The sequence below is a fragment of the Lysobacter avium genome, from assembly GCF_015209745.1.
GTDB classification, from domain to species: Bacteria; Pseudomonadota; Gammaproteobacteria; order Xanthomonadales; family Xanthomonadaceae; genus Novilysobacter; species Novilysobacter avium.
Genome location: NZ_CP063657.1, coordinates 1,857,734 through 1,870,526, shown reverse-complemented (window position 1 = coordinate 1,870,526; position 12,793 = coordinate 1,857,734). Strand labels below are relative to the sequence as shown.

9 protein-coding genes and 2 tRNA genes are annotated in these 12,793 nt (G+C 66.4%); 7 read left to right on the top strand and 4 right to left on the bottom strand.

Annotation, left to right across the window (positions count from 1 at the left end; all coding sequences use genetic code 11):
- Window positions 1-139 precede the first annotated feature (139 nt).
- From csrA to INQ42_RS08420, 3 genes are all read left to right on the top strand, one after another.
- On the top strand, window positions 140-352 hold the full coding sequence (gene csrA / locus INQ42_RS08430) for a carbon storage regulator CsrA (protein WP_194033884.1): 213 nt from the start codon (window positions 140-142) through the stop codon (window positions 350-352).
- Between the two features lie 66 nt (window positions 353-418).
- Window positions 419-510: transfer RNA gene (locus tag INQ42_RS08425), tRNA-Ser, on the top strand.
- 67 nt (window positions 511-577) lie between these two features.
- Window positions 578-654 (top strand) — tRNA-Arg (locus tag INQ42_RS08420).
- A gap of 85 nt (window positions 655-739) precedes the next feature.
- On the opposite strand, the gene INQ42_RS08415 is transcribed toward INQ42_RS08420, so the two are convergent.
- On the bottom strand, window positions 740-2,554 hold the full coding sequence (locus tag INQ42_RS08415; protein ID WP_228064322.1) for a GMC oxidoreductase: 1,815 nt from the start codon (window positions 2,552-2,554) through the stop codon (window positions 740-742).
- Between the two features lie 18 nt (window positions 2,555-2,572).
- On the opposite strand from INQ42_RS08415, the gene INQ42_RS08410 reads away from it, so the two are divergent.
- The 3 genes from INQ42_RS08410 to INQ42_RS08400 are packed head-to-tail and all read left to right on the top strand — an operon-like array spanning window position 2,573 to window position 5,858.
- Entirely contained in the window at window positions 2,573-3,967 is a 1,395-nt protein-coding gene (locus tag INQ42_RS08410; RefSeq protein ID WP_194033883.1) for a TIGR03013 family XrtA/PEP-CTERM system glycosyltransferase, read from the top strand.
- A gap of 59 nt (window positions 3,968-4,026) precedes the next feature.
- Complete coding sequence (locus tag INQ42_RS08405; protein WP_194033882.1) at window positions 4,027-4,290, top strand: acyl carrier protein; 264 nt, start codon at window positions 4,027-4,029, stop codon at window positions 4,288-4,290.
- Complete coding sequence (locus INQ42_RS08400; RefSeq protein WP_194033881.1) at window positions 4,287-5,858, top strand: class I adenylate-forming enzyme family protein; 1,572 nt, start codon at window positions 4,287-4,289, stop codon at window positions 5,856-5,858. Before INQ42_RS08405 ends, INQ42_RS08400 begins: the two co-directional genes overlap by 4 nt.
- Before the next feature lie 79 nt (window positions 5,859-5,937).
- On the opposite strand, the gene asnB is transcribed toward INQ42_RS08400, so the two are convergent.
- From asnB to INQ42_RS08385, 3 genes are read right to left on the bottom strand one after another with little or no spacing between them, the layout of a single operon-like run.
- Entirely contained in the window at window positions 5,938-7,932 is a 1,995-nt protein-coding gene (gene asnB / locus INQ42_RS08395) for an asparagine synthase (glutamine-hydrolyzing) (RefSeq protein WP_194033880.1), read from the bottom strand.
- A 2-nt stretch (window positions 7,933-7,934) separates the two neighbouring features.
- Window positions 7,935-8,717: a J domain-containing protein gene (locus tag INQ42_RS08390; RefSeq protein WP_194033879.1), complete on the bottom strand. Its 783-nt coding sequence runs from the start codon at window positions 8,715-8,717 to the stop codon at window positions 7,935-7,937.
- Window positions 8,714-9,748 (bottom strand): polysaccharide deacetylase family protein, encoded by a 1,035-nt coding sequence (locus INQ42_RS08385; RefSeq protein ID WP_194033878.1) that lies wholly within the window; start codon window positions 9,746-9,748, stop codon window positions 8,714-8,716. Before INQ42_RS08385 ends, INQ42_RS08390 begins: the two co-directional genes overlap by 4 nt.
- 271 nt (window positions 9,749-10,019) lie before the next feature.
- On the opposite strand from INQ42_RS08385, the gene INQ42_RS08380 reads away from it, so the two are divergent.
- Entirely contained in the window at window positions 10,020-12,779 is a 2,760-nt protein-coding gene (locus INQ42_RS08380; protein WP_194033877.1) for a right-handed parallel beta-helix repeat-containing protein, read from the top strand.
- Window positions 12,780-12,793 lie beyond the last annotated feature (14 nt).

The window sequence follows — 12,793 nt, the reverse complement described above, 5'->3', positions numbered from 1 at the left end:
GCCGCGGTGCATGACTTCTTTCCATTGTGACAAGTGTCCGGACAAGTCGATAATTGTCGTTTACCCAGTAGCGACTGTTTTCGGGGTTCCGGGAGCATGGCTTCGGTGCACGATGCACCGGCACAAGGAGAATTTCACAATGCTTATCCTGACGCGACGCGTCGGCGAGACCCTGATGATCGGCGACTCGGTGACGGTCACCGTGCTTGGCGTGAAGGGCAATCAGGTGCGCGTCGGCATCACCGCACCCAAGGACGTCGCGGTTCACCGCGAGGAGATCTACCAGCGCATCCAGCGCGGGGAAGACGCCGACACAGGTGCCGATGCAGAAGTAACAGACCCGGCGGACTGACAAAAAGGTTTGCCGCGGGGGCGATCACCCGTTATGCTTCCCGCCCGCATCAATGATGTGGGCCGCGGAGAGTTGCCCGAGTGGCTGAAGGGGCTCCCCTGCTAAGGGAGTATGGGGGTTAAACTCCATCGAGGGTTCGAATCCCTCACTCTCCGCCAATCTTTGTTTAACACGATCGGTTGGGATTGACGGGTTTTGGATTCATCGTCATAATTTTCCGATTACGCGCCCGTAGCTCAGCTGGATAGAGCACCAGGCTACGAACTTGGGGGTCGGAGGTTCGAATCCTTCCGGGCGCACCAATCAAATACGCGACGACGGTTGAATGCAGTCGCGGACGAAAAAGCCACCTTCGGGTGGCTTTTTTGTTGCCTGTATTCACTGGGTTCAGCGGCTTTCGCTCACCAGCTCTGCCTGCGCGCCGGTCTCCAGTTCCGCCTGCAGGCGCTCGGCCAGACGGATGGCCAGGGCAACGATGGTCAGTGTCGGGAAGGCCCAGCCAGCTGCCGGAAATACCGAGCTGCCGGCGATATGCAGGTTGTCCACGCCGTGCACGCGGCAGTGGCGATCGACGACGCCGCGTCGTGGATCGTCGTCCATGCGGGTGGTGCCCAGGTGATGGGCGGTGCCCGCCAGTGGCGAAGACCCGGCGCCGTCCTTCTCCAGCCAGGGTTCCAGCGTGAACACGCCGTCGCACGACTTGGCGAGCTCCTCGCCAAACAGGGCGGCGGCGGTGCGGTGGGTGCGGTGATCCAGCTCGGTCAGTTGCCAGTCAACGCAGACCTTGCGCTGGCCCAGAGCGTCGAGCTCATCGCTGAGCGTGATCCGGCTGTCCGGGTTCGGCGCCTGCTCGAAGAAACCGATCAGATCGACACGGGTACTGGCGACGGTGGACTTTCGCGACACCTTGCGGATGAAGGCGGTGACGATGTCGGCGCTGCCGCGGGCGGTGCGCAGCGCCAGCCGGGGCAGCCCCTGGCTGGGTGGGGGCCGGAAGATCGACTGCTCGCCGTTGTTGCGGGTCGACAGCCGCCGGGCCAGCTCGGCGCTTTCGTCCTGCGGTTGGGGCTTCAGCGCCGCGCGGAATTCGCGAAGCGCCTGGATGCCTGACGGTACCGTCTCTTCCACGGCAAAAGCGCGCACCCGCGCCGCAAGGACCCGGTGCTTGCGTTGCGCCTGCGGGGACAGGCAGATTTCCGGATGCGACGGAACGTCACTGGACGAAGGGACCCAGTTGTAGGCGCGGGTGAGCGTCTCCGGAGTGTCGGTACGGATCGTCCCCAGCTTGCCACTGGGGTGGTCCATGAAGTAGCGGCCGACGAGGTCGTGCTGGTTGCCCAGGCCATTGGGCATCACGGAGTCCGACAGCAGCAGCAGGCGGGCGTTCTCGATGCCGCCGCACGCCAGGACGTACCGGCGGGCGTGGATCCGGCTGGTTTGCCCGTCGAGTGAGCTGATGCGTGCGGCGAGGACCGAACCGCCGTCGGCGCTGGCCTCCAGTTCGAGCAGGTTGGCGTGCAGCAGGACGTGGACATTGCTTGACTGAGCGAACTGCCGGCCGTATGTCGCGCCGGGTTGTACGGAACTGACCATGCAGGTGTGGTTGGTCAGCACTTCCGGATCAAACGGCAGGGGGGCGATCCTGGGCTGGTTGCGGAATCCGCCCTCGGCGAGGTCCGCCCCATCAATGCCGCAGAAACCGCAGGCCCGCAGGTAATAGGGCTCCAGCTCGGCATGCGAGACCGGCCAGCCGCTGTGGGTCATCCAGTCACGCGCGTCCATCCCTTCGACGGGGACGCAGCCGCCGCCCCAGAGGCTGCAACTGCCCCCGAACACCCGGATCCTTCCGGTGGCGGGATCAAGGGTCGGGTTGCCGATCGACGTGCCCTCGTACAGGGACTGGTTGCGCTCGGTCGCTTCCATGCCGCCACTTTCTATGACGTAGACCTTTTGCGCGGTGCCGAGGAACTCGCGGGCTATCGCGAGGCCGGCGGCACCCGCCCCGAATATGCACAGATCGGCGTCGACGTGCTGCGGACACGCTCCGTCCCTGAAATCGCTGATCAAGTGGGTGTCCTGGAAGTGGGTCTTCTGGATTAAACGCGGGCGTTGCGGGATCGCGGCCAGCGGGTCGCCCGTGACCGCGTCCCGGCGAGCTTGGCGTTTGTTGAAGGTGTGCCACGACAGTTGGGGACAGGCCATGAAGCGGACAGCAAGCCCATGAAAGGCATCTCGGCGAGTCGCGCCCGGCGGGTGATCCGGGGGCTGTGGCTGATGGAGCTGGCGATCGTCCTGCTTTGCGTCAACGCGGCCGTCTGGCTGCGCTTTATCGGCGAGCCCGAAGGCCGGGCGATGTTCGTGCAGACGGCACCGTTCCGCACCTTGCTGGTGGCGATGGTGTTGACCGCATCGATGGCCGCCTTTGCCCTGTACAGCGAACACGGCAGGCTCGACCGCAAGGAGTTCGGACTGCGACTGATCGCCTCGTTCGCCTTTGGTGGCATCGCCCTGCTGGTGATCTATTACCTGGTGCCGCGGGCGTACATCGGGCGCGGTGTGCTGTTGCTCGCCCTGATGCTGGGCGTCGTCGCGGTGTACGCGTTCCGCATGTTCACCCGCACCCTGTTTGGCGCGGAGCTGTTCAAGCGGCGCGTGCTCGTGCTGGGAGCGGGCTACAACGCCCAGTTGATCAACACTTGCATGCGCCGGCGCAGTGACCGCGAATCCTTCACCATCGAGGGCTTCGTGCCGCTGCCGGGCCAGCCGGTGGTGGTGGCCCAGGAGATGCGGGTGGAGTCGGGCGATCCGCTGTGGGAAACGGTGCGCGCGCGCAACGTGCACGAGATCGTGATCGCACCCGACGAGCGTCGCGGCGGGCTGCCGATGGAGGACATGCTGGCCTGCGCTCAACGGGGCGTGCGGCTGACCGCCTTGCCGGACTTCTTCGAGCGTGAGGCGGGCCTGCTGAATTTGAACGTGGTCGATCCGTCCTCGTTGATCTTCTCCGGCGGGTTCGACCACTCGCTGCCGCGAAGGCTGAGCAAGCGCTTCTTTGACCTGCTCGCGGCCAGCGCGTTGTTGCTGGTGGCCTGGCCGGTGATGCTGGTCGTGGCGCTGTGCGTGGGGCTGGAATCGGGCGCGCCCATCCTCTACCGCCAATCCCGGGTGGGCGAGGGCGGACGCAGCTTCGAGCTTGCCAAGTTCCGCAGCATGCGCACCGACGCCGAGGCGGACGGCGTCGCCCGCTGGGCCTCCACCAACGACAACCGGGTCACGCGGGTGGGCGCCTTCATCCGCCTCACGCGCCTGGACGAATTGCCGCAGCTGTTCAACGTCTTGCGCGGCGACATGAGCTTCGTCGGCCCGCGCCCGGAACGGCCGCAGTTCGTCGCCCAACTGGATGAGCAGCTTCGGTATTACGCGGTCCGCCATTCGGTGAAGCCCGGGCTGACCGGTTGGGCCCAGCTGCGTTACCCCTACGGCGCTTCGGTGCACGACGCGGGCGAGAAACTCAAGTTCGACCTGTTCTACGTCAAGAACCAAGGCCTGTTGTTCGACCTGATGATCATGCTGCAGACCGTGGAAGTGGTGCTGTTCCGGCGCGGCGCGCGCTAGCCGTTACCCGACACCTCCATCGCAAATAAGCCAACCCGAGAACTGACAAGGAATCGTGCGTGGAAACCGAAAGTCGTGTTGAGCAGTTCGTGTACCTGTCCTTCCCTCCGGCGGTGCCGGGCGAGGAGTACTCGTCCACCCAAAGCCTGATCGAGACCGGGGTGATGGATTCGATGGGCGTGCTGGTGATGGTCACCTGGCTGGAGGAGGAGTTCGGCATCATCGTCGATGACGAGGACGTCATCCCCGAGAACATGGACAGCATCGCCAATCTGGCGGGCTACGTGGACCGCAAGCTGGCCGAGATGAGCGTGGCTGGATGAGTCGTTACGAAGTCCATCTAGCCGATGCGGCGCGTCGTCATCCGGGCAAGACCGCCATCATCTGTGGCGAGCGCGAGATCAGTTACAGCGAGCTTGATCGGGCGGCGGACCGGTTCGCCGGCGCGCTGGCCCGCGACGCGGCCCTGGTCGATGGCGAGCGCTGCGTGGTGTTCATGGACAACCGCATCGAGGTCGCGGTCGGCGTCTTTGGCACGCTGAAGGCCGGCGGGGTCTTCTGCGTCATCAACCCGACCACCAAGGCCGACAAGCTCGCTTTCGTGCTGGCCAATTGCGCGGCATCGGTGCTGGTCACCCAGGCCAGCCTTGTCCGCGTTGCGTTGGAGGCGGCGCATCAGGCACCCAGCGTGCGCAAGGTGGTGGTGGTCAGCGACCCTGCGGCGGTGCTCCCCGCTGACGCGGTGGACTACGAGGATTTTCTGGCATCCGCGCCGGACCGTGCCCTCGCGCCGGTTGGGATCGACATCGACCTGGCGATGCTGGTCTATACCTCCGGCTCCACTGGCCGCCCCAAGGGGGTGATGATGACGCACGCCAACATCGAGCATGCGGCGACGTCCATCACCACCTACCTGCAGGCGCGCAGCGACGACGTGGTCCTGAGCGTGCTGCCGCTGTCGTTCGACTACGGCCTGTACCAGCTGCTGATGTGCGTGAAGATGGGCGCGACGCTGGTGCTGGAAAAGTCCTTCGCGTTTCCGCAAAAGGTGCTGCCGCTGCTCGCGTCGCGGGAAGTGACCGGCTTTCCGCTGGTGCCGACCATGGCGGCGCTGATCGTGCAGCTGCGCAACTTCAATCCCGAATGGGCGCGCAGCGTACGTTTCCTGACGAACACGGCTGCAGCGCTCCCCCCGTCCCATATCCTCCAGCTGCAGCATGTATTCCCGCAGGCGCGCATCTACTCGATGTACGGCATGACCGAGTCCAAGCGCTGCACCTGGCTGCCACCGGAGCAACTGGCCATCCGTCCCGACAGCGTGGGTATCGCGATCCCGGGCACGCAGGCGTGGGTCGCCGACGACCGCGGCAACGCCGTGCCGCCCGGCGTGGTCGGGGAACTGATGGTGCGCGGCGGCCACGTGATGCAGGGCTACTGGGACAACGAGGAGGCGACGGCCAGAGTACTCAGGCTCGGCCGCTACCCGTGGGAGAAAGTGCTGCACACGGGTGACCTGTTCCGGATGGATGACGAGGGGTTCCTTTACTTCGTCGGTCGCAAGGACGAGATTCTGAAGTCGCGCGGCGAGAAGGTCAGCCCCAAGGAAGTGGAGAACGTGCTCTACGCGATGCCGGGCATCCGCGAGGCCGCGCTGGTCGGCGTGCCCGACGGGATGCTCGGCCAGTCGTTGAAGGCGATCGTGGTCACGGACCAGCCTGACATGGATGCGCGGGCGGTCATCGGCCACTGCCGGGCCCATCTGGAGGAGTTCATGGTGCCGCGCGAGGTCGAGTTCCGCGACGCGCTGCCGAAGACGGGCACCGGCAAGATCCGCCGCAGCGTGTTGCAGGCGGAGGCCGAAGGTCGCGTCGTGGCGTCCGAGGTCGAGTAGCGGGCGGTAGCGCTGGCGAGGGCCACCGGGGGCCGGCTCGTGTTTTTTGACGGTCCGATGGCGCTCTGGAGGCGCCGCCTTATACCGTCTGCGGAACTGGACCGTAGTCGCCGACGTGCTCTTGCGGGAATGGATCTGACGCGCCCGAGCGACGTTGCGACAGCAGCAAAGTCGACAGGATGCCGACGAAGGCCTGGTTGTCGGCAAAGCCGGTGACCTTGCCTGCGCGCGCCTTGGCAAACAGCCGCGACACTGCCGAGGTATCGAACAGTCCGGTCGCCCGCAGGTGGGCCGGGTCAAACAGCGCTTCCACGTAGTCCAGCGGCTGGCCGTTGACGAAGAAGCTCTGGCTGTCGGGCGCGCGGTACGGCTGCTTGGTGCGCGAGGCGATATCGGCGGGGAGCAGGTCACCCAGCGCCTTGCGCAGGATCGCCTTCTCGGTGAGTCCCTGGATCTTCCACGCCGGCGGCAGGCGGTTGACGAACTCGACCACGGTGTGGTCCAGGTAAGGGAAGCGGCCTTCGATCGAATGGGCCGTGGCCGCGCGGTCGCCCTGGCTGGACAGGAGGTAGCCGGCGAGCAGGGTCTTGGCTTCCACGTACTGGTCGCGGGCCAGGGGGGCCCAGGCCATGATGTTTTCCGGCAGGCGCGATTCGGCGAAGGCGAAGGCGTCCCAGTCCGCGGCAGTGGCGCGCAGCTCGGGCGACAGGAATGACAGCGCCCGCTGCGAGGTGGTCCATCGCGGAGCATGGGCAAACACGGCGCGATCGATGTGCTGCAGTCCCTGGCCGAAGAACGCCGCTGCCAGCGCCGGATTGGCGGCGGGGGAGTTTTCCAGATAGCCGTACAGGCGACCCAGCAGCCTGGGCCGCAATGTGGACTCCGGCTGGCGGGCCCAGAACCGGCGCACCTTGGCTTCCTTGAACAGGTCGTAGCCGCCGAAGACCTCATCGGCGCCTTCGCCGGTAAGCACGACCTTGGTGCCGTGCTCGCGAACCATTTTGGCGAGCAGCATCAGCGGCACGCCGGCGGTACGCAGGACCGGGGTCTCGGTGTGGGCGACAAAGCACGGGAATGCCGCGCCGATGTCCGCCGCGCCCACTTTCAGCGTGCTGTGCTCGGTGCCGAGGTGGCGCACCATTGCCTGTTGATGGGCGCTTTCGTCGAATTCGGGCTGGTCGAAGGCCACGGAGAAGGTGCGCACCGGATTGTCAGTGAAGCTGCGGATCAGGGCGACGATGCCGGAGGAGTCCAGGCCGCCGCTGAGGTAGGCGCCCACCGGCACGTCGGCGCGCAACTGCAGTCGGATGGCTTCGATCAGGCGCTCGCGCAGTTCGGCGGCGGCCTCATCGATGTTGCGCCATTCGGGCGTCTGCGCGGCTTGCGCGGCGTCGGGGAAATCCCAGTCCCAGTAGCGCCGGAACGTGCTGCGGCCATCGATCTCAACGGTCATCAGATGGCCGGGCGGCAGGCTGTAAACCTCTTCGTAGGCGGTGTCCGGATCCAGCGGTGCCCAATAGCTGAAGGTCTGGATCAGGCCGCGCGGCGACAGCTGCGCTTGCTCGGGCACGACGGCGAACAGGGCCTTCATTTCGGAGGCGAACCACAGCGCGTTGCGGGCGCGGGTGTAGTAGAGCGGCCGGATGCCGAAGCGGTCCCGGGCCAGGACCAGTCGCTGCCGCGTGGCGTCCCACAGCGCGATGGCGAACTGGCCGTTGAGGTGCTGGACGAAGTCATCGCCGTAGCGGTCGTAGAGATGCACGATCACTTCGGTATCGGAGCGCGTGTAGAAGCGATGGCCCTTCGCTTCCAGTGCCGCACGCAGCTCGAGGTAGTTGAAGATCTCGCCGTTGAAGACGGTCCAGACCGTGCCCCGGCGATTGCGGATCGGTTGCGCGCCGGTCGCGATGTCAATGATCGACAGCCGCGCGTGTGCCAGGCCGATGCCGGCGTCCACATGGAAGCCGAATCCGTCCGGCCCGCGGTGGCGCAGGGTGCGGATCATCGCCTCAAGGGTCGCGCGATCGTGCCCGGCCCCCAGCGGTTGACCCAGATAGCCTGCAATGCCGCACATGGTCAGGCGAGGCCGAAGCCGGGCGCGAAGATCCGGTCGGCAGGATGGACCCGCGACGTCCGCCGGGGCCTGGCCGTGCATCGCTTCGTCCGACGCGCGGGCTTGTGGGCGCGGGCGTGGGATGCCGTACCCGGATCGGCCACCGGCAGCGGCCGCAGCACCGAGCTGTGCCATTCCACCACCTCGCCGCACTCGAAACGGATCCACGATGGGCCGTAAAACCAGTGTTCTTCATTGTCGGCGTTGATCTCCGGCGCACCCAGCAACGCGGCAACGCTGGCCGCGTCCATGCCCAGTTCGACGACGACCGGGGCGATTTCCGTCGGGGCGCCTGAAGCGGTGGACGCATCGTCCGGTGTCCCGGTCGCGTCTATCCCATGGCTGGGGAGCAGGGTGCACAGCGGGATGATCGCCACCAGGCTGAAGACGAGCAGCAGCCAGCGGTTTGGAGGCTCGTAGGGAAGTGCGGGCGACGGGTGCCGGCGGGTGGGTAGCGTCCGCGCCGGTAGCGTCCGCTCAGGAGCTGGCGGTGGCCGGGAGAAACGCGCTCTCGAGTCGGGAGCCGTCCCGGGGAGCCGGTCATGGCGCCGGTGGAAGGCGAGCGCCGCCGCGTAGTCCAGGTTCAATTCCTTGAGTCTCTCCGAACTATCCCGGACGGTTGGGATCCGGTCGGGATGCAGTTCCCGCACCCGGCGTCGGTAGGCCTGCTTGAAGGTCTGCAAGCTGCATCCAGGGTGCACTCCCAACTGCCGGTACAGCTTCAGGAAGTCGGTATCGCCGGTCATAGCGATGGTTCCGTGCTTTCGACGAGGTGCTCGCTCCTGCGGCAGAAAAACTGCGGAAGCGCCGCCATCGCCCGGAACAGGTGGTTTTCCATCCGTGCCGCGACAGCGACGCGGGGGATGTCGTAGCGCGCCGATTGTCGAGTGGCGATGCCGCCGTAGTAGGAGAACGCGAGGCGCACGCCGGCATCCTGCAGGCACTGGCGGGTGCGCTCATCGAACGCATCCGGGCTGCCCACGGGATAGGCGAAGTAGTCCATCGCCTGGCCCAGTTCCGCGCGCAGCCGCGCCGCGCAGCCCGAGATCTCGGCGCGCTGCTGCGCCAGCGAGCGCCTGGACAGAACCGGATGATGGACGGTATGCCCGCCGATGGTCATGCCGTTGGCGGCCATGTCGCGGATCATGGTCCAGTCCATCCAGTGCTTCGTGGCGGGTGCGCTGTTGGAACCGCACCGCGCCTGCTCGCGCAGGCTGCCAAGCAATTTCGCCGCCTCGTCCCCCGGCAGTGCTTTATAGGCACCCAGCAGGGTGCGGATTACCTCGGCCCGCCGGCCGCCTTCCAGCAGCAGGGGGCCGGCTACCCATTCGCCCAGGTCCAGCTGTTCAACGGTGGTGGTGCGGACCAGCATGGCGATCTCGTCCCACCATGGCAGGCGGGGGTCGTCGATGAAGCCGGTGGCGATGAAGAACGCCGCGGGCAGCCGATGCTGGCGCAGCAGTGGATAGGCGAGTTCATAGTTGTCGAGATAGCCGTCGTCAAAGGTAATGGCGACGTGGCGGCTGCCACGCCGTGCCAGGGCGGACTCGATTTCGTCCAGCGCGATGACATCACTGTTGGCCTTGAGGAACGACAGCTGGGCGTCGAACGCGTCGCTGGACGCGCTCCACAGGTCGCGATCGTGGATCGACCGGCTGCCATCGCCGACGCGGTGGTAGTTGAGGATGAGCACGCCTTCCCAGGGCAACGCCCTCGACAGCACCCTGCGCAGGCCAGGCGCTGCCAGCAATCGTGCCGTCTTTGTCTTCTTCCCCATTGCATCCTCCAGGCCATGCGCGACGGTCCGGACCTGCTGCATGTTGGATTGTCGTCATGGGGAACAACGGCGAAACGCCCGGATACCGGCAACGCCGGCCCGTCCGCGTTTGAACGGCCCCGGGGCGAGGCCGGGAATGCTTGCAATCGCCGTTGTTGAAATCATGCACAAGGCGCAGCGACCCCCGATCCCGCTCCCGTCGCCGTGGCTTGGCAGACGAGGCTGCCACCGCGACGGCCAGCGCGGCAGGGCGGACCGCCGGTTTGCCGCCATGTTGACCGGACTTGCATGCCTCGCCGGTTTGCTCGCGCAGCCGGCTGCCGCCGCGGAATGGTTCGTGTCCACCTCCGGCAGTGACACCACCGGTGATGGCCGGTTGCAGTCGCCGTTCCGCACCATCAAGCACCTGTTGGCGCAAAACGAAGGCATTGCCAGGGCGGGTGACACGATCGTGCTGCGCGGGCCAGCGGGAGAGAACACCTACGAGGAATGCGATGTACGCCTGAGGGTGCCGCTGACGCTGCAGTCCTACCCCGGCGAGCGCGCGCATGTGCATTGCGACATCCACACGCCCGACAGCGTGGCCATCCAGATCGACCCGGCCGCGTCGGGCAGCACGCTGAGAAACCTGGAGATCAGCGGGGGCGCCGTCTACGGCGTGATGATGCAGACCAACTGGTCCCAGGGCGATGTCACCGGCAACACCGGTGCGTCCAACATCCTCCTTGAGGACCTGCTGATCCGCGATACCGGCCGTGATGGCATCAAGATCACCCCACAGTCGAACAACGTCACGGTGCGACGCACCGAGATTCGCAACACCGGTGCGATCTATCCGCCGGGCACGCCGACCGAGGACATGAACGCGGACGGCATCGACAACGTCAACGGCTCCTCGATGCTGGTGGAGGACAGCTGGATCCATGACATCGCGACCACCGGCCTGTACTTCAAGGGTGGCGCCGCGGACGTGGTCATCCAACGCAACCGGATCGAAAACACGGGTGTCGCCGGGATCCTGGTGGGTTTCGACACCAGCCCGGAGTACTTCGATATCGGCAGGAATCCGCGTTACTACGAATCCGTCCGCGGGATCGTGCGCAACAACGTGGTCCGCAACACAGCGTATGCGGGCATCGGGCTGTATGCGTCCAAGGATGCGCTCGTCGCCAACAACACGATCATCGACGCGGGCCGGACCGGCCATGCGGCGCTCTATTTCGGCATCAGTTTCCAGGATTGGGGCTCCCACGCGGGGCGCCCGCCCAGTGTCAATCCGCGCCTGCTCAACAACCTGGTGCGGATGCAGGGCGGTACCTGCATCGAGATCCGGCAGTCGGAGGAGCTGGGCGGGCTGCAGGGCCTGGACGGCTCGCCGGGGAGCAACTGGAACGGCTTCGAGGACGCCGGTTGCCGGTTCGTGGACAACCGGGCCGGGACCGGATTTTTGCCGGCTGCCGCAGGCTCGCTGGCGCAATGGCGCAAGGCCACCGGCTCCGATACCGACAGCGTGCAGGCCGTGTTCCCGCTGGATGACGATGGCAAGCCGCTGGCAGAAAGCCCTGCGGTCGGTGCCGGCACCATCGTGGCGGACATCGGCGATGACATCGAGGGCGTGAAACGGACCCCGCCCTACAGCATTGGCGCGTTCCAGAGCGTCGCACCCGCCGCGGCGGGGGTCGTGCCCATGACCCTGCTTCCAGGGGGAGCGCGACGCGCGACAGCCGCCGGCTCAGCGCTTCTCGCGATGGCACCATTTTCGGAAGTCCTGCCCACCAGGCAACGCCGCTGGCTTTCCATGGCACCGTGGCTTGCCACCCTGGCGTTGATGCTCGCGGCGATCACCTACGGGGCACTGTTGATCCGCAAGCGCAACGTCACCGGCTGGCTGTGGGCGTACCTGCGCCAGGACTGGCGCGAGCCGGTCGCCGCAGGCACCACCCGGCACCTGCTGTTCTGTTTCGTTGATCATTTTGAGCCCGGCTGGCAGAGCCCGGGCCTGGCGGTGGAGCGCGCCCGTGTCGCGCGCTGGAGCCGGGACCTGCCAACGCTGTGCGCGGGCCATCGTGATGCCGACGGTCGGCCGCCCGTGCACACCTTTTTCTACCCGGAGGAGGAGTACCGGCCCGAACACATCGATGCGCTGGTGGATCTGTGCCGACAGGGACTGGGCGAGATCGAGATCCACCTGCATCACGACAACGAAACCGAGGCCGGCCTGCGGGGGACGCTGTCCGGCTTCACTGAACTGCTTGCCCGACGCCACGACGCGCTGCCGCGCGACCCGTTCTCCGGCCAGCCGCGCTGGGCGTTCATCCACGGCAACTGGGCGCTGGACAACTCGCATCCCAGCGGGCGCCATTGTGGGGTCAGCAACGAGCTGGTCATCCTGCGCGAGCAGGGGTGCTACGCCGATTTCACCCTGCCCGCAGCGCCGGACCCGTGCCAGACGCGCACCATCAACAGCATCTATTACGCCACCGGCGATCCGGCCCGGTCCAAGTCGCATGACACCGGGGTGCGGGTGCGGACCGGCGGGGTCGGCGAAGGCGACCTGATGATCATCCAGGGGCCGCTGGGCTTGCGGTGGAAGGACCGCAAGTTCGGCATCTTTCCGCGCATCGAGAACGCCGATGTACGCGCCGGTGCTCCGCCCACGCGCGAGCGGATCGACGGCTGGGTAAAGACCGGGATCCACGTCGCCGGGCGGCCGGAGTGGATCATCGTCAAGGTGCACACCCACGGCGCCGAGGAGGTGGACATGGACACGCTGCTGGGGAGCGCGATGGATGAGGCGTACGCGTACATGGAGTCGCGCTACAACGATGGCGAGCACTGGAAACTCCACTACGTCAGTGCGCGCGAGACCTACAACATCATCAAGGCGGCCGAGTGCGGGCTGTCCGGGGACCCGGGTGGCTATCGCGATTTCGATATTCCCCGCCCCGCCTACGGCGTTCACCACGTCCAGGAAGCCCGCACCCCGGTCGACGCGGCAGGCACCGAGGAGTGCAATGCCTTCGCCAGCTGACAGCCGACGCGCAC

What these genes read in the sequence shown, in the direction of transcription:
- INQ42_RS08390 (WP_194033879.1), bottom strand. Translation starts at nt 8,717, where the DNA reads ATGACCGGCGATACCGACTTCCTGAAGCTGTACCGGCAGTTGGGAGTG.
- INQ42_RS08415 (WP_228064322.1), bottom strand. Translation starts at nt 2,554, where the DNA reads ATGGCCTGTCCCCAACTGTCGTGGCACACCTTCAACAAACGCCAAGCT.
- asnB (WP_194033880.1), bottom strand. Translation starts at nt 7,932, where the DNA reads ATGTGCGGCATTGCAGGCTATCTGGGTCAACCGCTGGGGGCCGGGCAC.
- INQ42_RS08410 (WP_194033883.1), top strand. Translation starts at nt 2,573, where the DNA reads ATGAAAGGCATCTCGGCGAGTCGCGCCCGGCGGGTGATCCGGGGGCTG.
- INQ42_RS08400 (WP_194033881.1), top strand. Translation starts at nt 4,287, where the DNA reads ATGAGTCGTTACGAAGTCCATCTAGCCGATGCGGCGCGTCGTCATCCG.
- INQ42_RS08380 (WP_194033877.1), top strand. Translation starts at nt 10,020, where the DNA reads ATGTTGACCGGACTTGCATGCCTCGCCGGTTTGCTCGCGCAGCCGGCT.
- csrA (WP_194033884.1), top strand. Translation starts at nt 140, where the DNA reads ATGCTTATCCTGACGCGACGCGTCGGCGAGACCCTGATGATCGGCGAC.
- INQ42_RS08385 (WP_194033878.1), bottom strand. Translation starts at nt 9,748, where the DNA reads ATGGGGAAGAAGACAAAGACGGCACGATTGCTGGCAGCGCCTGGCCTG.